Source organism: Pseudomonas tritici, assembly GCF_014268275.3.
In the GTDB taxonomy this organism is placed as follows: domain Bacteria; phylum Pseudomonadota; class Gammaproteobacteria; order Pseudomonadales; family Pseudomonadaceae; genus Aquipseudomonas; species Aquipseudomonas tritici.
On sequence record NZ_CP077084.1, the window covers coordinates 2,396,838 to 2,416,785 of the forward strand.

The 19,948-nt window shown below is 61.7% G+C and carries 17 protein-coding genes; 8 read left to right on the forward strand and 9 right to left on the reverse strand.

All coding sequences use genetic code 11. The features are described from left to right. Positions 1-42: 42 nt before the first annotated feature. Positions 43-2,190: a methyl-accepting chemotaxis protein gene (locus HU722_RS29365; protein WP_065872388.1), complete on the reverse strand. Its 2,148-nt coding sequence runs from the start codon at positions 2,188-2,190 to the stop codon at positions 43-45. Between the two features lie 239 nt (positions 2,191-2,429). Here HU722_RS29365 and HU722_RS10815 point away from each other — a divergent pair, with 239 nt between their 5' ends. Beyond that, positions 2,430-3,749, forward strand: coding sequence for a Na+/H+ antiporter family protein (locus HU722_RS10815; protein WP_175403022.1), 1,320 nt, complete (start codon positions 2,430-2,432; stop codon positions 3,747-3,749). Positions 3,750-3,821: 72 nt separating this feature from the next. Beyond that, positions 3,822-5,501: a methyl-accepting chemotaxis protein CtpM gene (ctpM, locus tag HU722_RS29370; protein WP_186754595.1), complete on the forward strand. Its 1,680-nt coding sequence runs from the start codon at positions 3,822-3,824 to the stop codon at positions 5,499-5,501. A 145-nt stretch (positions 5,502-5,646) separates the two neighbouring features. Here ctpM and trhP read toward each other — a convergent pair whose 3' ends face one another. Then, positions 5,647-6,969 (reverse strand): prephenate-dependent tRNA uridine(34) hydroxylase TrhP, encoded by a 1,323-nt coding sequence (trhP, locus tag HU722_RS10825; protein ID WP_186754596.1) that lies wholly within the window; start codon positions 6,967-6,969, stop codon positions 5,647-5,649. Between the two features lie 237 nt (positions 6,970-7,206). Between trhP and HU722_RS10830 the strand changes: the two genes are divergently transcribed. After that, on the forward strand, positions 7,207-8,415 hold the full coding sequence (locus HU722_RS10830; protein WP_065872384.1) for a cytochrome c biogenesis protein DipZ: 1,209 nt from the start codon (positions 7,207-7,209) through the stop codon (positions 8,413-8,415). A 103-nt stretch (positions 8,416-8,518) separates the two neighbouring features. Continuing rightward, complete coding sequence (locus tag HU722_RS10835; RefSeq protein ID WP_065872383.1) at positions 8,519-9,586, forward strand: AI-2E family transporter; 1,068 nt, start codon at positions 8,519-8,521, stop codon at positions 9,584-9,586. A 3-nt stretch (positions 9,587-9,589) separates the two neighbouring features. Here the strand turns inward: HU722_RS10835 and HU722_RS10840 are convergent, their stop codons facing one another. The 3 genes from HU722_RS10840 to HU722_RS10850 all read right to left on the reverse strand — a co-directional run bounded on the left by HU722_RS10840 (position 9,590) and on the right by HU722_RS10850 (position 10,658). Then, a complete protein-coding gene (locus HU722_RS10840) occupies positions 9,590-9,772 on the reverse strand; it encodes a hypothetical protein (RefSeq protein ID WP_065872382.1) in 183 nt (60 codons plus the stop codon). A 90-nt stretch (positions 9,773-9,862) separates the two neighbouring features. Then, entirely contained in the window at positions 9,863-10,057 is a 195-nt protein-coding gene (locus tag HU722_RS10845) for a hypothetical protein (protein ID WP_010211349.1), read from the reverse strand. A 226-nt stretch (positions 10,058-10,283) separates the two neighbouring features. After that, positions 10,284-10,658: a hypothetical protein gene (locus tag HU722_RS10850; RefSeq protein WP_065872381.1), complete on the reverse strand. Its 375-nt coding sequence runs from the start codon at positions 10,656-10,658 to the stop codon at positions 10,284-10,286. A 155-nt stretch (positions 10,659-10,813) separates the two neighbouring features. Between HU722_RS10850 and HU722_RS10855 the strand changes: the two genes are divergently transcribed. The 3 genes from HU722_RS10855 to HU722_RS10865 all read left to right on the forward strand — a co-directional run bounded on the left by HU722_RS10855 (position 10,814) and on the right by HU722_RS10865 (position 14,758). Continuing rightward, positions 10,814-11,632: a shikimate 5-dehydrogenase gene (locus HU722_RS10855; RefSeq protein ID WP_065910713.1), complete on the forward strand. Its 819-nt coding sequence runs from the start codon at positions 10,814-10,816 to the stop codon at positions 11,630-11,632. A 95-nt stretch (positions 11,633-11,727) separates the two neighbouring features. Next, positions 11,728-12,873, forward strand: coding sequence for a nitric oxide-sensing protein NosP (nosP, locus tag HU722_RS10860; protein ID WP_065872379.1), 1,146 nt, complete (start codon positions 11,728-11,730; stop codon positions 12,871-12,873). After that, entirely contained in the window at positions 12,815-14,758 is a 1,944-nt protein-coding gene (locus tag HU722_RS10865; protein WP_065910712.1) for a PAS domain-containing hybrid sensor histidine kinase/response regulator, read from the forward strand. Before nosP ends, HU722_RS10865 begins: the two co-directional genes overlap by 59 nt. Before the next feature lie 130 nt (positions 14,759-14,888). On the opposite strand, the gene HU722_RS10870 is transcribed toward HU722_RS10865, so the two are convergent. After that, positions 14,889-15,554 carry a response regulator transcription factor gene (locus HU722_RS10870; RefSeq protein ID WP_065872377.1) on the reverse strand — a complete coding sequence of 222 codons (666 nt, stop codon included), beginning with the start codon at positions 15,552-15,554 and terminating at the stop codon, positions 14,889-14,891. 27 nt (positions 15,555-15,581) lie between these two features. Further along, complete coding sequence (locus tag HU722_RS10875; RefSeq protein WP_065880011.1) at positions 15,582-16,121, reverse strand: PQQ-dependent catabolism-associated CXXCW motif protein; 540 nt, start codon at positions 16,119-16,121, stop codon at positions 15,582-15,584. 155 nt (positions 16,122-16,276) lie between these two features. On the opposite strand from HU722_RS10875, the gene HU722_RS10880 reads away from it, so the two are divergent. Next, positions 16,277-16,903 carry a response regulator gene (locus HU722_RS10880; RefSeq protein WP_065872375.1) on the forward strand — a complete coding sequence of 209 codons (627 nt, stop codon included), beginning with the start codon at positions 16,277-16,279 and terminating at the stop codon, positions 16,901-16,903. Positions 16,904-17,043: 140 nt separating this feature from the next. Here the strand turns inward: HU722_RS10880 and HU722_RS10885 are convergent, their stop codons facing one another. Beyond that, positions 17,044-17,691: a pentapeptide repeat-containing protein gene (locus HU722_RS10885; protein ID WP_065880010.1), complete on the reverse strand. Its 648-nt coding sequence runs from the start codon at positions 17,689-17,691 to the stop codon at positions 17,044-17,046. 167 nt (positions 17,692-17,858) lie between these two features. Further along, positions 17,859-19,751 (reverse strand): quinoprotein ethanol dehydrogenase, encoded by a 1,893-nt coding sequence (gene exaA / locus HU722_RS10890; RefSeq protein WP_083207129.1) that lies wholly within the window; start codon positions 19,749-19,751, stop codon positions 17,859-17,861. Positions 19,752-19,948 lie beyond the last annotated feature (197 nt).

A 19,948-nucleotide genomic window follows, 5' to 3' on the forward strand; every position in this document is an offset into this window, starting at 1 on the left:
ATTCGCGAGCAAGCCCGCTCCCACATTGGATCTATTAAACCTTCAGACCCGGAACTGATCCATCAACCCCTGCTGCTGATTCGCCAGGCTATTCAGCGCCTGGCTCACCCGCGCTGATTCATTCGCCTGTTCCGACAGCGATTCGGTCACATCGCGAATCGTCGCCACATTGCTGTTGATTTCCTCGGCCACCGCGCTTTGCTCTTCGGCGGCGCTGGCGATTTGCAGGTTCATGTCGCTGATCACCGTGACGGCCTCGCCGATCTGGCGCAGGGCGGTCACCGCCTCGCCAACTTGTTCGACGCTGCCCTGGGCCTGGCGATAGCTGTTGCCCATGGCGCTGACGACCTCTTCGGTGCCGCCTTGCAACTGCTCGATGACCTGGCGGGTTTCTTCGACCGACTCCTGGGTGCGTCGCGCCAGGTTGCGCACTTCATCAGCCACCACCGCAAAGCCACGTCCAGCCTCACCGGCGCGGGCTGCTTCGATGGCGGCGTTGAGCGCCAACAGGTTGGTCTGTTCGGCAATACCGCGAATCACTTCCAGCACCGAACCGATTTTTTCACTATTGGCAGCCAGGCCTTCGACCTGGTTCATGGCCGTGCTCATATCCGCCGCCAACTCCCCGATATTGCGGGTGGTGCGGTCGATTACTGTGAGGCCGTCGCGGGTCGCCTGGTCGGCATCGCGTGCAGCTTGGGCCGCCTGCGCAGCGCTGCGCGCCACATCCTGGGCGGTGGCACTCATTTCGTGGGACGCGGTGGCCACCTGGTCGACCTGACGATATTGCTGTTCCATGCCGGCACTGGTTTGCGTAGCAATCGCGGCGGACTGGTCGGCGGTGCCACGGGCGTCCTGCACCGAGCGCTTCACCTCGGCGATAATCGGTTGCAGCTTGTCCAGGAAGCGGTTGAACCAGCCGGCCAGTTGGCCCAGCTCGTCCTGCTTGTCGTAGGCCAGGCGGCGGGTCAGGTCGCCTTCGCCGCTGGCAATGTCTTCGAGCATCTGCGCCACGCCGAGGATCGGCCGGGTCACGCTGCGTGCCATCAGCCACACCAGGATCAGGCCGACCACCGCCGCCAGCAGGCCCAGGCCCAGTTCCAGCAGGGTGCCGCGCGTGTTATCGGCGTCCAGTTGCGCCTTGAGCGCTTCGGCCGGGCCTACCAGGACTTTTTCCGGCACATCCAGCAACACGCCCCACGGCTTGCCATCCGGGATCGGCGCGAACGGCGCCAGCACCTTGAGTTGGTGGTCGCTACGCAGGCTGCGGATGTGGGTGCTGCCAGACAGGGCGCTGATCAATTGCGCGCCGTTGGCGCTGTCGACCTGGTCCAGGCGCTGACTGAGCTTGCTGGCGTCCGGGCTGTGGCCGGCGAGCAAACCTGTAGGGCTGAGGATGCTGACCTGGGTCTGGCCGTCATACAGCTTGTGGCTGGCCTGTTGGCTCACGGCCTGCAGGCTGTTGAGGTTGATGTCGACCGATAACGAGGCGATGACTTTGCCATCGACCATCAATGGGAAAACGATGCTGGTCATCAGCACGTTTTGCCCGTCGATCACATAAAAGTAGGGTTCGATCACGCACGGCTTGAGGGTGGTGCGCGGGCAGGTGAACCAGGCGTTGGCCTTTTCACCGCTGGGGCCGACGCTGGCGTCGGTCATGTCGCTTTCCGGCAAGGCCATTGAGGTCAGCTTGCCGGGTGTCGGCTGCGACCAGTACAGGGCGAAGCGGCCTTTGTCGTTACTGCCCAACTCGGCTTGGCCGGCGAACAACTCATCCTTGCCATCCAGGGCATTGGCTTCGAACACCAGGGACAAACCGAGCAAGTCCGGGTTGGCCTGCAACGCGGCCCTGACCTGGCGGGTCAGGTCTTCGCGGGTGTCGAAGGCGTCGAGAAAGCGTTTTTCCGCCTGTTCGCGCAAGAACAGCACCTGACGGGAAAAACCATGGCCGTACTGATAGGCGTCCATGAACTGCTGCCGAATACCCAGCGCCTGCACTTCGCCTTGGGCTTCGATGCGCGCTTGGGCGGCTTCATCCAGCATCTGCATGCTGGACGCCTTGACCTGCTGCGAACTCTGCTCCATGCGATACAGCGACAGACCCACCAGCAGGGTCACGATTCCCAGCAGGCACAGGCCGGCGAGCAGGGTGATTTTCCATTGAATGGAGAGCTGCCTAAGCGACATCGGTACATCCTTACCTGAAAACACATAGAGCCCGGTTATCGGCTGATTTCACATTTTCTTAATTCAAACGATCAATTTAACCCTGAAAGCGGCGCCGCTTTTTGACATGCGCGCCCACCTGCTGCAAAGTGCGCGCCCTCTAATAAGACCTCCTTCAAGCCTGTACGCCGGCTGCCGCCCGATGGCCGCCCGGGCGCAGGCATGCCTGTTGTTTACGTTTTTTGCTTGAGGTAACCATGATTAACGCAGTTATTGCCGCGGTCGGCACCATGCTGGTGCTCAGCCTGTCCCGCGTGCATGTGGTCATCGCCATCATTGTGGGCGCGCTGGTGGGCGGCCTTAGCGGTGGGCTGGGCATCGAGGCCACGCTCACGGCCTTCAACGGCGGTTTGGGCGGTGGTGCCACCGTGGCCTTGTCCTACGCCTTGCTCGGCGCTTTCGCGGTGGCAATTGCCAAGTCTGGCCTGGCCCACGCCCTGGCCGACAAGGCGCTGCTGCTGGTGGACCGCCAGGAAGCCAGCGGTGGCAGTCACGTCAAATGGCTATTGATCGGCCTGCTGTGGGTGGTGGCGATTGCCTCGCAGAACATCCTGCCGATCCACATTGCGTTTATCCCGTTGCTGGTGCCGCCGCTGTTGTATGTGCTGACCAAGCTGCAACTGGACCGCCGCCTGATCGCCTGCGTGATGACCTTCGGCCTGATCACGCCCTACATGTTCCTGCCGGTGGGCTTTGGCAATATCTTCCTCAACCAGATCCTGCTGGCCAACGTGGCCAAGAGCGGCGTGGACATCAGCCAGGTCAACGTCACTCACGCCATGAGCCTGCCGGCCCTGGGCATGGTGGTTGGCCTGCTGGTGGCGGTGTTTATCAGCTACCGCAAAAAGCGTGTGTACGACCTGGAAAAAATCGAGCGCGTCGAGCAGGTAGCGGTGCAGTACAACCCGTTGACCCTGCTGGTGGCCGGCGTGGCGATCGCCTCGGCGTTCATCATTCAGCTGTGGCTGGACTCGATGATCATCGGCGCGCTGGCCGGCTTCCTGATTTTCTCGGTGTCGGGCATCGTGCGCTGGCGCGATACCGATGACCTGTTCACCGAAGGCATGAAGATGATGGCGATGATCGGCTTCATCATGATTGCCGCGTCGGGGTTTGCCGAAGTGCTCAAGGCCACGGGCGATGTGCGCTCGCTGGTGGAAACGTCGGCGGCGTTCATCGGCCACAGCCGTGGCGTGGGGGCATTGCTGATGTTGCTGGTGGGGCTGCTGGTGACCATGGGCATCGGTTCGTCGTTCTCCACCGTGCCGATCCTGGCCGCGATCTTTGTGCCGCTGTGTGTGCAACTGGGCTTCAGCCCGGTCGCCATCGTGTGCATCGTCGGCACGGCGGGTGCCTTGGGTGACGCCGGCTCACCGGCCTCGGACTCCACCCTCGGCCCAACCTCCGGCCTGAATATCGACGGCCAGCACCACCATATCTGGGACACCGTGGTGCCGACGTTCCTGCACTACAACCTGCCATTGCTGGCGTTTGGCTGGCTGGCGGCGATGACGCTCTGACCGGATCGTCCTACAGAAACTCGACCATTGGCCGTTAACCTCTCAAGTCGCCACTAATAAGAGAGAAAAGCCATGCGTCTGAGCCTCAAGGCCAAAGTCCTGTCCCTCGCCGTAGTGCCGGTGTTGCTGTTTGCGGTGGTCATCAGCCTGACCACCGTGTGGATCTTGCAAGGACAGGCGCGCAACGAGGTGGATGAAACCCGCCAGCGCCTGCTCAACGACGCCAAGGTTACCCTGCAAAGTTATGTAGAAGTGGCCATGAGCACCGTCAAGCCGCTCTACGACGCGGCTGCGCCCGGTGATACCGCCGCGCGCGCAGAGGTGGTCAAGTTGCTCTCCAACACCAGCTACGGCAAGGACGGCTACTTCTTCGGCTACGACTCCGAGACCATCCGCCTGTTCAAGGGCAACAGCCCAGACGGCGTGGGCAAGAGCTTCAAGGACAACCGCGACCCCAACGGCGTCTACGTCAACCGCGACCTGGTCAAGGTCGGCAAGGACGGCACCCACTACCTGCAATACAGCTCGACCCAACCGGGGCAGACCGAACTCGTGCCCAAAATGGGCTACACCGAATACCTGCCTAAATGGGAAATGGTCATCGGTACCTCCGTCAACCTGGACGGCATCGAAGCCCAGGTCGCGGTGGTCGAGGCCAAGGTGCAGAAACGCATGGAAGGCGTGTTGCTGAGCATCCTCGGCGTGGCCGTGGTGGTGCTGCTGGTGATCGCTGCCGTCGGCTTGGTGCTGGCCAATACCATCCTGCGTCCGCTGAACTTGATGAAAGCCAACCTCGACGACATCGCTGCCGGCGAAGGCGACTTGACCCGCCGGCTGGCCATCACCAGCCAGGACGAGCTGGGCGATCTTGCCGGCGCGTTCAACCGCTTTGTCGACAAGATCCATGGGCTGGTGCGCCAGATCACCGAGATGACCACCCAACTCACCGGCCTGGTCAGCCAGGTCTCCGACCAGGCCCAGCGCTCCGAACAGGCCATGGAACGCCAGCGCCACGAGACCGACCAGGTGGCGACTGCGATCAACCAGATGTCGTCCGCTGCGCAAGAAGTGGCGCGCAGTGCCCAGGGCGCCTCGGTGGCTGCCCAGCAAACCGATGCCGAAGGCCAGGCCGCCAAGCGCGTGGTGGACGGCAGCATCGCGCAGATCCATGCGCTGGTGAACGACATCCGTAGCAGCGGCGTGTCCCTCGACAGCTTGCAGCAAGACGTGTCCTCCATCGTCAGTGTGCTCAGCGTGATCCGCTCCATCGCCGAGCAAACCAACCTGCTGGCGCTCAACGCGGCGATCGAAGCGGCGCGGGCAGGGGAGGCCGGGCGTGGTTTTGCCGTGGTCGCCGATGAAGTGCGTGCCCTGGCCAGCCGCACCCAGACCAGCACCCAGGAAATCCAGGGCATGATCGACCGCCTGCAAAAAGGCACCGAAGCCGCCGTGGAGGCCATGCGCCGTTCCAGCGATGCCGGGGACGGCACCTCGGCCCAGGCCAACCAAGCCGGCGCGTCGCTGGACACCATGGCCCAGTTGATTGGCACCATCAATTCGATGAACGCCCAGATCGCCAGCGCCGCCGAAGAGCAGACCGCCGTGGCCGAAGAGATCAACCGCAGCGTGCATCAGATTGCCGTGGCGGTGGACAGCGTGGCCGACGAGACCCAACTGGGTGCGCAGACCTCACGTAGCCTGGCGGATTTGGGGCAACGGTTGGGGCAATTGGTCGGCCAGTTCAAAATCTGACCCCTTCGTAGCAGCTGTCGAGCTTAAGCGAGGCTGCGTCAGCGGCGCGCCTGACACTCCGCAAACGCAGCCTCGCTTAAGCTCGACAGCTGCTACGCAAGCTGACACCACCCATGCTCGGCGGTGTTAAGCCGGTATACAGCGGCTATAAGACATCACGCATCAGCAAGCCAAAGCGCACCTCCATCTCCGCCGGGACCGGTACATACACCGTGTGCCCATCTCCCGGCGCCACCTCGACAGCCTCGCCCCGGCTGTTGTGCATCCTCTCCAGATCAAAGTGAAAATTGCCGGCCGGGGTCATCAATTCCAGGTGATCGCCCACCGCAAAGCGGTTCTTCACCTTGACCTCGGCCAACTCGCCCCTACGCTCGCCGGTCAGTTCTCCGACGAATTGCTGGCGCTCCGACACCGAGCTGCCGTTCTGGTAGTTCTGGTACTCATCGTGCACATGGCGGCGCAGGAAACCCTCGGTGTAGCCGCGTTGGGCCAGGGATTCGAGGTCGTTCATCAGGCTGCGGTCGAAGGCGCGACCGGCCACCGCATCATCGATTGCCCGGCGATACACCTGGGTGGTGCGCGCGCAATAGAAGTGGGACTTGGTGCGGCCCTCGATCTTCAGCGAATGCACGCCCATGTGGGCCAGGCGCTCCACGTGCTGCACCGCGCGCAGGTCCTTGGCGTTCATGATGTAGGTGCCGTGCTCGTCTTCGAAGGCGGGCATCTGCTCATCGGGGCGGTTGGCCTCTTGCAGCAGGAACACCTGGTCGGTTGGTGTGCCAATGCCCAGGGTCGGTTCCGGTTGAAACACCTGGACGATATCGCCCGTGGCGTTTTCCACTGCCGGCGTGGCCTGGTATTTCCAGCGGCACGCGTTGGTGCAGGTGCCCTGGTTGGCATCGCGCTTGTTCATATAACCGGAGAGCAGGCAGCGCCCTGAATACGCCATGCACAAAGCGCCGTGCACAAACACTTCCAGTTCCATGGCCGGTACTTGCTGGCGGATCTCGCCGATCTCTTCCAGGGACAGTTCCCGCGACAGGATCACCCGGCAGATCCCTTGCTGCTGCCAGAACTCTACGCTGGCCCAGTTCACGGTATTGGCCTGCACAGACAGATGGATCGGCATCGATGGGAAGTGTCGGCGCACCAGCATGATCAACCCGGGGTCGGACATGATCAGCGCATCCGGGCCCATGGCGATCACCGGGGCCAGGTCCTTGAGGAAGGTCTTCAACTTGGCGTTGTGCGGCGCGATGTTCACCACCACGTAGAAACGTTTGCCCAGCGCGTGGGCTTCCTTGATACCGAGAGCCAGGTTGGCGTGGTCGAACTCGTTGTTGCGCACGCGCAGGCTGTAGCGCGGCTGGCCGGCGTAGACCGCATCGGCGCCGTAGGCGAAGGAGTAGCGCATGTTTTTCAGGGTGCCGGCAGGGGCGAGCAGTTCGGGGGCGAGGATGGGAGGCATGGGCACGGGTCGCAAAAGGTCGCGAAGGTAGCCGAGCGGTCACGACGGTTTATTGATCCAGGTCGTCGTTTGGGCTTTTTGTATCGCTGTGCATCGACAGGCGCTGTTGATACGTATCGATTTGCCCGCGCGGGTTCTCGACACAGGCGCGATACCTCAGGGGCATTTAATTGACTCCAACGAGGCACACACCGCCTCCACTCCTGAAACCTGGCGTCAATCCATAAGGTGAACATCATGCTGATTATCGCGTTCCTGGGCGGCATCCTGACCGTCCTCAGCCCTTGCATCCTGCCAGTGGTGCCGTTCCTTTTCGCCGGCGTTGACCGCACTCGCCGTTCGGTCCTGCTGACCCTTGGTGGCATGGTCCTGACCTTCGCGTTGATATCCAGCCTGGCCGTGGTCAGCAGTGAGTGGGTGGTGCAGGCCAATGACACCGGTCGCCATGTGGCACTGGTCGTGATGGTGCTGTTTGCGCTGTCGTTGATCTCGGCGCGGGTCGGCAGCTGGCTGGCACGCCCGTTTTTACGGTTGGGCAACCACATCGATCCCGACAGCCGCACACTGTCCGGGCCACTTAAATCGCTGTTGATCGGCGTCGCCACCGGCCTGCTGTGGGCGCCGTGCGCCGGGCCTATCCTGGGGGTGATCCTGACCGGTGCGATGCTGCAAGGCGCCAGCGCGCAAACCAGCTTGCTGCTGGTGGCGTACGGCCTGGGCAGCGCGTTGTCCCTGGGCACCTTGCTGTTTGCCGGACGCGGCCTGGTCAATCGGCTCAAGCGCTCGATTCCCGTCACCGGCTGGCTGCGCCGTGGGGCTGGGGTGGCGGTACTGGCGGCGGCGGTGGTGATCTCAACCGGTACCGACAAAACCTTGCTGGCCGGTACCTCATCCGAAGGTGTCAGCAGGCTGGAAAAAGGCGTGCTGGAAAGCGTCCCCAAGGCGGTCGATTACGTGGTGAGCAAGATCAAGGCCGAGCCGGCGCCGAGTGAAGAACAGGGCGCCATGCCATCGCTGGCCGGTGCGGTCGAATGGCTCAACTCGCCGGAACTGACTTCGCAGGCTCTAGAAGGCAAGGTGGTGCTGGTGGATTTCTGGACCTACGACTGCATCAACTGCCAGCACACCCTGCCCTACGTGAAAGCGTGGGCAAAAAAGTACGAGAAGGACGGTTTGGTGGTGATCGGCGTACATACCCCGGAATACGGCTATGAACGCATCATCGGCAACGTCAAGGACCAGGTGCGCAAGCTGGGCATCACTTACCCTGTGGCCATCGACAACAACTACGCGATCTGGCGCAACTTTGAGAACCAATACTGGCCCGCCCATTACTTGATCGACGCCAAGGGGCAGGTGCGTTACACGCATTTTGGCGAAGGCCGCTATGAGGCCCAGGAGCAGATGATCCAGGCGCTGTTGAAGGAGGCCAAAGCCCTTCAGTGAGGCGGTCTATGCTTGTTCGATAACCGAGGGCACTCCCAGGTTTCGCTGCGGACTAAGCAACAGGGCCTACACGAGGCCACTGCTTTTCTGACATGGACCGGACATGAATCAAACCAACCTGCAATTCAAAACCCTGCTGTTGCTGCTGGTCCTGGTGACCATTGCCTTTATCTGGATATTGCTGCCGTTTTACGGCGCGGTGTTCTGGGCGGTGATCCTTGGCATTATCTTTGCCCCGATGCAGCGCCGCCTGCAGCAACGCTTTGGCTGGAACCGCAACCTCACGTCCCTGGCCACCTTGAGTGCCTGCTTGATCATTGCGATCCTGCCGGTGATCTTCACCAGCGCCTTGCTGGTGCAAGAGGGCGCGACGCTCTATAAAAACGTCGAAAGCGGTAAGTTGGACGTGGCGGGGTATATCGAGCAGTTCAAAAACGTGCTGCCGCCGTATTTCCAGCACCTGCTCGACCGCTTCGGCATGGGCAACCTGGAAGGCTTGCGCGAAAATATCGTCAAGAGCGCGATGCAGGGCAGCCAGTTCTTTGCGACCCAGGCGTTCAGCTTCGGCCAGGGCACGTTCGATTTCCTGGTGAGTTTTTTCATCATGCTGTATTTGCTGTATTTCCTGCTGCGCGACGGCCCGGAGCTGGTGCGCAAGGTGCGCACGGCGGTGCCGTTGGCCGAGCCGCAGAAGCGCCGGTTGCAGCTTAAGTTCAATCGGGTGGTGCGTGCCACGGTCAAGGGCAATGTGCTGGTGGCCGTGACCCAGGGTGCGCTGGGCGGGTTGATCTTCTGGTTCCTCGATATCCCGAGTGCGTTGCTCTGGGCGGTATTGATGGCGTTTCTGTCATTGTTGCCGGCGGTGGGCGCGGGGATTGTGTGGGGGCCGGTGGCCGCTTACTTCCTGTTGAGCGGCTCGATCTGGCAGGGCGTGGTGCTGGCGCTGTTTGGCGTGTTTGTGATTGGTTTGGTGGACAACGTGCTGCGCCCGATCCTGGTGGGCAAGGACACCAAAATGCCGGACTACCTGATCCTGATCTCGACCCTGGGCGGGCTGTCGGTGTTTGGCTTGAACGGCTTTGTGATCGGGCCGCTGGTGGCGGCGCTATTCATGTCCAGCTGGGCGTTGTTTGTGGAAAGCAAGCCGCGGGTCAAGTTGCCATTACCCTGAGCCTCAGGCGTGCAACCTGAAGGTCGAGGCGTGTTGCAGCTGTTTTTCGGCGGCGGACAAGGACGTGAGCGGGCCGCTGATGGCTTCGCCATCGCGTACTACGTACCAGCAGGCGAGCAAGCCCAGCTCTCGAAGAGGGGCGGGGACGGCGCTGCCGATGACGGACATGATCTGAACAGTGGGCATAAGGACCTCCAATCGCTATGGAGGTCACCTTACGGGGCTGGGCGGCGTAGGAAAAATCAACTGTCTCGATAGTCGACATCAACGCGAGCGTCAGTCCACCACCTGATCAAGCATGTTCACCACTTCCTGCTCACTGAGCAGACCCTTGCGCACCAGGTTTTCTGCCAGCAGTGCGAGGAATTTGGCGCTGCGGTGGCCTTCCAGGTGCTTGAGCTCGGTGAGGGCGCTGTACACCTTGCTGGACGTGCAGAGGCCAGCGGTGCGGTGTGGGTTTTGCGTAGGCATGGTCAGTCGTCCTTGTTGTTATTGGGTGGACAGGCTCGATAGTGGGAGTGTGTCGTGACACAAACATGACAGCGTGAGGCCCGGTCGAGCAAGTAGACATTGGTGTTGATGATGTGCGATTACGCGGCGGGCATTGTCCTCGGAGCGACCTTTGCAGGATGAATCCAGACTTTTCAGGCAAAAAAAAAGGCCCCGCAACCTGCGAGGCCCGTTTCAGCGGGATCAATTACCAGCCGCGGCCGTAGTAGCCGTGGGGAGGGCCGTAGCCGCCGCGCGGTGGGCCGTAATAGCCACGCGGTGGACCGTAATACACCGGCGCCGGGCGGTAGTAGACCTGTTGTTGCACATACACCGGTGGCGGCGGTGCGTAGTAGACCGGCGGCGGCGCGGCATACACCGGCTGCGGTTGCACATACACCGGCTGCTGCACATAGACCTCACGTGGCTGGCTGGCAACCACGGAGCCCACGACTGCTGCGCCGACCAGGGCACCCAATACGGCCGGGCCACCCCAACCACCACCGTGGGCGGAGGCTTGGCCTGCCATCGCGAGTGCGCCAACAAGCAAGGCGATCTTGGGGATTGTACGAATCATGGTCATTCCTCGGTTAGCCCCTGCGCTTGTGGTCTGCAATCAATAGACTCAAGTAATGTCGCGGGGATACTTTTAAGACAACGTATTTCTGAAAAACAGCACAGCCGCTAGGTAAAGGTTGTGTAAGGTCTGTATCGAATCGCTTACTCAAGGAGTTACCCATGCAGATGCACCCCAACAAGGACACTCGGCTGTGCATGTCACTGTCGGCGCGCCCCGGGAATTTTGGCCTGCGTTTTCATAACCACCTGTACGAACAGTTGGGTCTGAACTTCTACTATAAAGCCTTCAGCAGCCAGGATTTGCCCGGTGCGATCGGTGGTATCCGCGCGTTGAACATCCGTGGTTGCGGGGTTTCCATGCCGTTCAAGGAGGCCGCCATTGCCTTAGTGGACGAACTCGACGATTCAGTTCAAGCCATCGACTCGCTGAACACCATCGTCAACACCGATGGGCATCTCAAGGCCTACAACACCGATTACATCGCCATCGAGCAACTGCTGAAACAGCACGCCGTGCCGCAGTCATCCACATTCGCCCTGCGTGGCAGCGGCGGCATGGCCAAGGCCGTGGCCAGTGCCTTGCGCGATGGCGGCTACGCGAATGGCGTAATAGTGGCGCGTAACCAAGCCGCAGGCCGCGCCTTGGCGCAGAACCTGGGCTATGAGTGGTTGCCCGAGCTAGGGGACTTGCGCCCGCAGATGCTGATTAACGTGACACCTATCGGCATGACCGGTGGGCCTGAGGCGCACGCCCTGGCGTTTGATGCTGAAGCCGTGGATGCTGCCGAAACGGTGTTCGATGTGGTAGCGATCCCCTCTGAAACCCCATTGATCGTGCGCGGCCGTGCCAAAGGCAAACGGGTAATTACCGGCTTGGAAGTGATCGCGATCCAGGCGTTGGAGCAATTTGTGCTCTATACCGGTGTGCGTCCGACCCCAGAGCAATTCGAGAAAGCCGTGGTGTTTGCGCGTGCCTGAAACCTCATCCCATCGCATCCCCCACCCAGTACCCAAGTAGCATAGGTCTCCCCCCTGGCCCTTCGTACACTTGTGTCTCAGAGGGGGAGCCAACGATGCACAACAGTGAAGGCGTAGTCAGTGCCATGTCCCAGGCCACCGATGCCGGGCAGGCCGCCGAAGAGCTGGCGCGGCAACTGTTGCATCCGTACCTGGGTTTCGTGCTGTTTTTCTGCTCTGCCTCCTATGATTTGCAGGCCCTGGGCCACGCGCTGCAACAGTGCTTCGGCAGCGTGCGCGTGGTCGGCTGTACTAGCGCCGGCGAGATCACGTCCCAAGGCTATGGCCGCAACTGCATCACGGCGGTGGGCTTCAACCACGCGCACTTTTCCATCGCCACTGAGCTGATTGACCAGGTGGAACACTTCAGCCTGATCAACGCCCAGGACATGGTCGAACGCCTGGTCGGCGGTTGCCGCAGCAATACGCTGGCGCCGATCAAGGGCAACACCTTCGCCCTGACCCTGCTCGATGGCCTGTCCAGCCGAGAAGAAATGGTACTCGCGGCCCTCAGCGCCGCGTTGGGTGATATCCCGCACTTTGGCGGTTCAGCGGGTGACGACAACTTCCTCACGCACACCCATGTCTACTTCAACGGCGTGTTCCACAGCGGCGCAGCGGTGGTGGTACTGGTCAATACCTGGCTGGATTTCGAGGTGTTCACCACCCACCACATCCTGCCGCGCTCGGAAAAGCTGGTGGTCACCGGCGCAGACAGCCCGTCGCGACGGGTCTTCGAACTCAACGCCGAGCCTGCCGCCGAAGAATACGCGCGGCATATCGGTGTGGCCGTGGCCAACCTCGACCACCGCACCTTCGCCGCGCACCCGCTGGCGGTGCGCATCCACGACCAATACTACGTGCGCGCGATCCAGCAGGTGCACGAAGACCTGAGCCTGAGTTTCTACTGCGCGGTGGAAAACGGCATCGTCCTGACCGCGATGAAGCCCGGCCCGATCCTGCCGAACCTGCAAACCCTGTTCGACGGCCTGCAGTCGCGCCTTGGCGACCTGCTGCTGACCATTGGCTGCGACTGTTTCCTGCGGCGCCTGGAACTGGAAGACAACGGCACCCTCGAGCAGATCGGCAGCTATCTGAGCGACCAGCGGGTGATGGGCTTCAACACCTACGGAGAACAGTTCAATGGCATGCACATCAACCAGACCTTCACCGGGGTCGCCATTGCCCGAGGCCGACGCTGACCTGCTCGCCCAGGTGGCGCGACTGCAACAGGACAACCACAAGCTGGCGCGGATCAATGCGGCTCTGATCGAGCGCATCGAGTCCGGCATGACCCAGGGCAACAACCCCTACACCACCTTCCAGCATTCGGTGGTATTGGCCGAGCAAGTACGCGAACGCACTGATGCGCTGAACCAGGCGATGGCTGAACTCAAGGCCAGCAACCACCTGCTGATCAACGCCCGGCTGCGCGCCGAAGCCCTGCGCGGCGAACAGGCAGCGGCGCAAAAGGCCCAGGAAAGCGAACGCTGGATCCGCCTGATCACCGACAACGTGCCGGCGCTGATCGGCTACCTGAACGCTGAGCTGGTCTATGAATTCACCAATAAAGTCTATGAAGAATGGTACTGCTGGCCGCGCGGCATGATGCTCGGCCAGAGCCTGCGCGAAGTGCACAGCGAGCAGCATTGCCAACGCCTGGATGCCTACGTCGCCCGCGCCCTGGCGGGGGAAAGCGTGACGTTCGAATTCGCCGAAACCAACATCAACAACCAGGAGCGCTACATGCTGCGCTCCTATGTGCCGAACCTGTTGGCCAGTGGCGAAGTGGTGGGGATCTTCGTATTGATCCGCGACATCACCGAACGTCGTCGCACCGCTGAGGCCTTGCACCAGGCCTACCAGCACCTGGAGCAACGCGTGGCCCAGCGCACCTCGGAACTCACCTCGCTCAACGACCAGTTGCTCAAGGAAATCGACGAGCGCCGGCGCATGGAAACCCGCTTGCGCGAAGCCAAGCGGGAGGCCGAACAAGCCAACCTGTCGAAAACCAAATTCCTCGCCGCCGTCAGCCATGACCTGCTGCAACCGCTGAACGCCGCGCGCCTGTTTACCAGCGCATTGCTCGAACGCCCCAGCGAAACCCTGGTGCGCAACGTCAGCAATTCCTTGGAAGACGTGGAAAACCTGCTCGGCACCCTGGTGGATATTTCCAAGCTGGATGCCGGGGTGATCAAGGCCGATATCGCGCCGTTTGCCCTCCGTGAGTTGCTGGACAACCTCGCCGTCGAATACACCGAACTGGCCCGCGCCGAGGGGCTGGCGCTGCACTTTATCGGCTGCTCGGCGCTGGTGCGCAGCGATATCCAGCTGCTGGCGCGGATCCTGCGCAACCTGCTGAGCAATGCGATCCGCTACACCTACAAGGGCCGCGTGGTGCTGGGTTGCCGACGCCAGCATCAGCGCGTGTTGATTCAGGTATGGGACAGCGGCATGGGCATTGCCGAAGAGCGTCTGGAGGAGATTTTCCAGGAGTTCAAGCGCGGCGACGTGCAGCGCCCCGACCAGGATCGCGGGTTGGGCCTGGGCCTGGCCATCGTGGAAAAGATCGCCGGGATTCTCGGCCATCGCATCAGCGTCAAATCCTGGCCGGGTAAAGGCTCGATGTTTTCGGTAGAGGTGCCGTTGAGCGCCACCGCGCCCAAGTCCTTGCCGGCGCCGTGCATGAGCGAGCCGATGCTCGAACGCTTGCAGGGCGCGCGCGTGTGGGTGCTGGATAACGACGCGGCGATTTGCGCGGGCATGCGCACGTTGCTCGAAGGCTGGGGCTGCCGGGTGGTCACCGCGCTGTCGGAGCAGGACCTGGCGCGACAGGTAGACAACTACCATGCCGAGGCGGACTTGCTGATTGCCGATTACCACCTCGACAACGACCAGAACGGCGTTGACGCGGTGGCCCGCATCAACGCGCGACGGGGCCGAGCGATACCGGCGATGATGATTACTGCCAATTACAGCAATGAGTTGAAACAGCAGATTCGTGAACTGGGGCATACGTTGATGCATAAGCCGGTGCGGCCGATGAAGCTGAAGACCGCGATGAGTCATCTACTCAGTCGGCCCTGACACAGGCAATCTAAATGTGGGAGCGGGCTTGCTCGCGAATGGGGTGTATCAGACAGCACATCTGATACTGATGCACCGCATTCGCGAGCAAGCCCGCTCCCACATTTGGTTTTGTGTTCTGTCTGGAGGTTCAGCGCCGCAGGTAGGAGCCGAAATCAATATCCCCGGCACTGAGTATCGCCTGCACCCGATTATGCACATTCAACTTGCGCAGGATCGCCGACACATGCGCCTTCACCGTGGTCTCGGCAATCTCCAGGGTGTACGCAATCTGCTTGTTCGACTCGCCCTTGGTCATCCGTTCCAACACCAGCAGTTGCTTGCGCGTCAGCGCCTGCAACAGTTCCGGGGCGAAACCGGGGTTGTCGTTCATGCGCCGTTGCCCGGTGTTTTTCTGGGAGCGGATGATGTCCGGCGGCAGGTACACGTTGCCGTTGAGAATCTGCTGGATCGCCTCGGTCATTTGCAGGCGTGGCGAGGACTTGGTGATAAACCCCACGGCGCCATACGTGATGGCTTGCAGCACGATTTGCTTGTCCTGTTCGGCCGAGACAATCACCACCGGGATGGTCGGTGACTCGTTGCGCAGGTTGATCAAACCGTTGAGGCCGTGCATGCCGGGCATGTTCAAATCCAGCAGGATCAGGTCGAGGTCGTCGTGTTCCTGGGTCAGGGCGAGGGCACTCTCCAGGTCGGCGGTTTCCATCACCTCGCTGCCGGGAAAGCCGTCGCTGATAACGTTGTGGATCGCCTCGCGAAACAGCGGGTGATCGTCGGCAATCAAAATTTTGTACATGGCCGTTCACCTTCTTGTTGTGGTTTTTTATTCAAAGGGTTCGGGTGTCGCAGCCATCACTGGCAGGTTTGCCGCTTCCCATGCATCCAAGCCATCGCGATACCAGTACACAGAGGTATAGCCCAGCTCGGCGGCTCGTTTTACCGCGTTCCAACTCAGCCAGCAATCGGAGCGGCAGTAGAACACCAGCGGGCGTGCCAGGTTGCCGCCGGTGAACTTGTACAGATGTCGCACGAGATAGCCTTGCCATTCCGGTGAGAGGTCACCGTCGCCGGTGTTGGCCAGCCAGTGGCTGCCGGGCAGGTTGGCGTGGGGCTGGTCTTCGATGAAACGGCCTTGCAGCCACTGGCGCCGGTACACGTCGATCAGAACCGGTGCGGGCGTCTGGTTGAGCAGGGCTTGCAGGGCCGGGGTGTCGACGATGGTCGCACCGGGCAGTTGATCGGGCGTAGGACTGCGGTACAGGCTGATGCGGTAGCCGTCGGCGGAAAACAGGGGTGGGTCGGCGTGTACGTGCGTGATGAACAGGCACAACAGGGCCGCTAGGGGCAGTCGAACGGGCAGCATGGTGGGTCCAGTCGTTATCGTTATGCACCTATTACACGCCAGTCCCGCTGCCTTGGGAATGCGACGATAGACAGCAAAACCAGTACCAAAGTAGTAGGTCGCGGCGCGGCGCGGGGTTCTAGCATGGGACGAGAGCCGCTGCCATTGGAGGCATTATGAATATCCTGTTGGTCGATGATCACGCCGTGGTCCGCCTGGGCTATGCCGGACTGTTGCGCAGCGGCCTGCCGGGCGTGGTGGTGCGTGACGCGGCCAGTGGCGAAGAAGCCCTGGCGCGCGTGCATGAGGCGGTGCCCAACCTTGTGATCATCGGCTTCGGCCTGCCGGGCATCAGCGGCCTGGAAACCACCCGCCGCCTGCGCCAGCGCTTGCCGCAGTTGCGCGTGCTGTTTTTCAGCCAGCACGCCGAGTTGCCCCTGGTGCGCCAGGCTCTGGAGGCGGGCGCATCGGGCTACCTGACCAAAAGCGCGTCGCCTGCGGTGATGCTGGATGCGGTGGAGCGCATCCTCGACGGTCACACCTATATCGAACAGGACTTGGCGACCCAACTGGCCTATCACCCCACAGACCGCCGTTTGCAGAGCATGACCCAGCGCGAACTGGAGATTTTCCTGATGCTCGCCAGAGGTACCCCGGCCCGCTCGATTGCGGCCCAGCTGAGTATCAGCAGCAAGACCGTGTCCAATTACCTGACCTTGCTCAAGAGCAAGCTGCAGGTGAGTTCCCATGCTGAGTTGGTGCATTTGGGGATTGATATGGGGGTGGTGCGGGTGGCGGGATGACAGTGGCGACGCAAATCCCCTGTGGGAGCGGGCTTGCTCGCGAATGCAGTGTGTCAGTCACCCAATCCATTACTGATCCACCGCATTCGCGAGCAAGTCGAATCGTCGCACCGCCGCTCCCACATTTGGATTGCGTTGTCTCAGCGATCCCAAGTTGTGGGGCAGTCCGTGCAGCCCTCCATATTCGCATCCTGAAAGTTCGCATAGTGCTGGCGACTCCCCGTGAGCGTGGCCTTCTCCAGGTTGCTTTCACCGAACTTGGCCTCCTGCAGATTGGCATCACTGAGGTCCGCGCCTTGCAGGTCGGCCTTGCTCAACCACGTCATTTCCAGGTCAGCCGCACGAAGGTTGGCCTTGTGCATCTTCGCCCCTGACAACCGAGCAAATTGCAGGTAGGCCGCGCTGAGGTTGGCGTTTTCGAATTGCGCGCCCTGGGCAAACATCCCCCAGCCTTGCACGGCCATCAACGTGGCACCGGTAAAGTCGGCCAGGCGCAGATTGGCTTGCTGCAGGCTGGCGCGGGTCAGGTTGGCGCCTTGCAGTTGGGCTTTTTCCAGATTGGCGAGGTCCAGGTTGGCGTGGCGCAAATCCGCATCGCGCAAATCGGCACCGGCCAGGTTCATTTTGCTCAGGTTCTGGTTGCGCAGGTTGGCGCCCTTGAGGTTGGCGCCGGGGCACTGGCTGTGTTCGGCGATGGTGCAACCGTTGATGATCAGGGGGGCGTCGTCGCCGTCGTCGGCATGGGCGAAGGGTAGGGACAGTAGCAGTAATAAAGGCAGGTAGTTCATCTCGAAACCTTGTAGTGAGCGGGCTTGCCCCGCGCTGGGCGGCGAAGCCGCCCCAACAGGGACGGCGCCGTGTTTCAGAGAGACCGAGACGCCTGTGTTTGGGGCCGCTTCGCAGCCCAGCGCGGGGCAAGCCCGCTCACTACAAAGGCGGTCTCGTATTCACAAGGTTATTTCTGGGCGGTCTTGTTATCCCAACTCGGGATCTTGAACACCCAGAACGATCCACCCTGTGCCACCGGCTTGGTCAGCTCGGCCATGTCGCCGCCCCACAGCGGCACCGCGCCGCCATAGCCGACCGTCACGCCGACGTACTGCTCGCCATCCTGTTCCCAGGTGATCGGCGGCGAGACGATGCCGCTGCCGGTCTGGAACTTCCACAGTTCCTTGCCGGTTTTTGCGTCGAAAGCCTTGAAGAAACCGTCGCCGGTCCCGGTGAACACCAGGTTGCCCTTGGTCGCCAGCACGCCGGCCCACAGCGGCAGGGCTTCCTTGTGTTCCCACACCACCTTGCCGGTGGTCGGGTTCATCGCACGCAGGGTGCCAACGTGGTCGTCATACATACGCTTGATGCGAAAGCCCATCCCAAGGTAAGCCGAGCCTTTCTTGTAGTTGACCTCTTCGGTCCAGTACTCCTCTTTCCACTGATTGCCCGGGATGTAGAACAGGCCGGTGTCCTGGCTGTAGGCCATGGGATTCCAGTTTTTGCCACCAAGGAACGGCGGCGAGACTTCCACCGGCTTGCCCTTGGTTTCACCGGGCAATGGCTTGGCCGGACGCTGGCCTTCGTTCTCCACGGGGCGGCCGGTCTTCAGGTCGATGTGGCTGGCCCAAGTGATGTTGTCGACAAACGGGAAGGCGTTCTGCAGCTTGCCGTTGTTGCGGTCCACCACATAGAAGAAGCCGTTGCGGTCAGCGTGGCCGGTGGCCTTGATGACCTTGCCGTCCTTGTCCTTGTAGTCGAACAGCACCAGTTCGTTGTTGCCGGAGAAGTCCCAGGCATCGTTCGGCGTGTGCTGGTAGAACCACTTCACTTCGCCTGTGCTGGGGTCGACGCCGACCTGGCCCGAGGTGTAGAGGCTGTCGAAATCGTGGGGGTTGCCGTCCTTGGAGGTGCGCGCCCAGGTGTTCCATGGGCCAGGGTTGCCGGCACCGACGATGATGGTGTTGGTCTCGGCATCAAAGCTCGCGCTCTGCCAAGGCGCGCCGCCGCCGTGGCTCCAGGCCTCGACTTTGCCGGTTTCGGTGGTCGGGTCATCTGGCCACGAAGGAGCCTTGACGTCGCCGGTCGGGGTGCTGTCCTTGCCGTTCAGGCGGCCCATATGGCCTTCCACGAACGGACGCATCCAGACCTCTTCGCCGGTGTCCGGGTCGCGCGCAAACAACTGGCCGACCACGCCAAATTCATCGCCGGAGCTGCCGTGGATCAGCAGCACCTTGCCGCTGACCTTGTCTTTGACCAGCACCGGGGCGCCGGTCATGGTGTAGCCGGCGGCGTGGTCACCAAACTTCTTGTTCCACACCACTTTGCCGGTGTTTTTGTCGAGGGCAATCAGGCGCGCGTCGAGGGTGCCGAAGTAGATCTTATCGCCAAAGATCGCCGCGCCACGGTTGACCACGTCACAGCACGGGCGAATGTTGTCGGGCAGGCGGTGGTTGTAGGTCCACAGGCGCTTGCCGGTCTTCGCATCAAGGGCGAACACACGGGAATACGAGCCGGTGACGTAGACCACGCCGTCATTGACGATGGCCTGGGATTCCTGGCCGCGTTGCTTCTCGTCGCCGAACGAGTAGGACCAGGCCGGGGTGAGCTTGAACACGTTCTTGTCGTTGACCTGGGCCAGGGGGCTCCAGCGTTGGGCGTTGGTGCCCATGCCGTATTGCAGCACGTCCTTGGTCGTCAGGTGGTCGTTGGCGATGTCTTCCCAGGTGACGTTGTGGGTTGGCTTCGCAGGTTCGGCGGCAGCAGAGCTTGCAGCACTGAGGGACAGGCTGCCCACCAGCAGAAAGGCTTGCACGGCAAGGCTTAGGGGTGAGCGGGCGGGTAGCGATCTTATTGTCATGGTTGCAGTTCCCAGTGGAGGTTTTGGCCTGCACAGGTTGCTGCCTGGACGGGTTGGCGAATACGGAAAAAGTCCCGGTGTTGCCGGGACAATTTCCCGAACCGCCTCTGATTTAGCAGTGCCCCACAAGGCCTGCTACCAACGGATGAGAACCCGCCCACCAAAGCAGCATTCGGGTGCTGCCGGGCGCTTCCTAA

What these genes read in the sequence shown, in the direction of transcription:
- HU722_RS29365 (WP_065872388.1), bottom strand. Translation starts at nt 2,190, where the DNA reads ATGTCGCTTAGGCAGCTCTCCATTCAATGGAAAATCACCCTGCTCGCC.
- ctpM (WP_186754595.1), top strand. Translation starts at nt 3,822, where the DNA reads ATGCGTCTGAGCCTCAAGGCCAAAGTCCTGTCCCTCGCCGTAGTGCCG.
- trhP (WP_186754596.1), bottom strand. Translation starts at nt 6,969, where the DNA reads ATGCCTCCCATCCTCGCCCCCGAACTGCTCGCCCCTGCCGGCACCCTG.
- HU722_RS10830 (WP_065872384.1), top strand. Translation starts at nt 7,207, where the DNA reads ATGCTGATTATCGCGTTCCTGGGCGGCATCCTGACCGTCCTCAGCCCT.
- HU722_RS10835 (WP_065872383.1), top strand. Translation starts at nt 8,519, where the DNA reads ATGAATCAAACCAACCTGCAATTCAAAACCCTGCTGTTGCTGCTGGTC.
- HU722_RS10840 (WP_065872382.1), bottom strand. Translation starts at nt 9,772, where the DNA reads ATGCCCACTGTTCAGATCATGTCCGTCATCGGCAGCGCCGTCCCCGCC.
- HU722_RS10845 (WP_010211349.1), bottom strand. Translation starts at nt 10,057, where the DNA reads ATGCCTACGCAAAACCCACACCGCACCGCTGGCCTCTGCACGTCCAGC.
- HU722_RS10850 (WP_065872381.1), bottom strand. Translation starts at nt 10,658, where the DNA reads ATGACCATGATTCGTACAATCCCCAAGATCGCCTTGCTTGTTGGCGCA.
- HU722_RS10855 (WP_065910713.1), top strand. Translation starts at nt 10,814, where the DNA reads ATGCAGATGCACCCCAACAAGGACACTCGGCTGTGCATGTCACTGTCG.
- nosP (WP_065872379.1), top strand. Translation starts at nt 11,728, where the DNA reads ATGCACAACAGTGAAGGCGTAGTCAGTGCCATGTCCCAGGCCACCGAT.
- HU722_RS10865 (WP_065910712.1), top strand. Translation starts at nt 12,815, where the DNA reads ATGGCATGCACATCAACCAGACCTTCACCGGGGTCGCCATTGCCCGAG.
- HU722_RS10870 (WP_065872377.1), bottom strand. Translation starts at nt 15,554, where the DNA reads ATGTACAAAATTTTGATTGCCGACGATCACCCGCTGTTTCGCGAGGCG.
- HU722_RS10875 (WP_065880011.1), bottom strand. Translation starts at nt 16,121, where the DNA reads ATGCTGCCCGTTCGACTGCCCCTAGCGGCCCTGTTGTGCCTGTTCATC.
- HU722_RS10880 (WP_065872375.1), top strand. Translation starts at nt 16,277, where the DNA reads ATGAATATCCTGTTGGTCGATGATCACGCCGTGGTCCGCCTGGGCTAT.
- HU722_RS10885 (WP_065880010.1), bottom strand. Translation starts at nt 17,691, where the DNA reads ATGAACTACCTGCCTTTATTACTGCTACTGTCCCTACCCTTCGCCCAT.
- exaA (WP_083207129.1), bottom strand. Translation starts at nt 19,751, where the DNA reads ATGACAATAAGATCGCTACCCGCCCGCTCACCCCTAAGCCTTGCCGTG.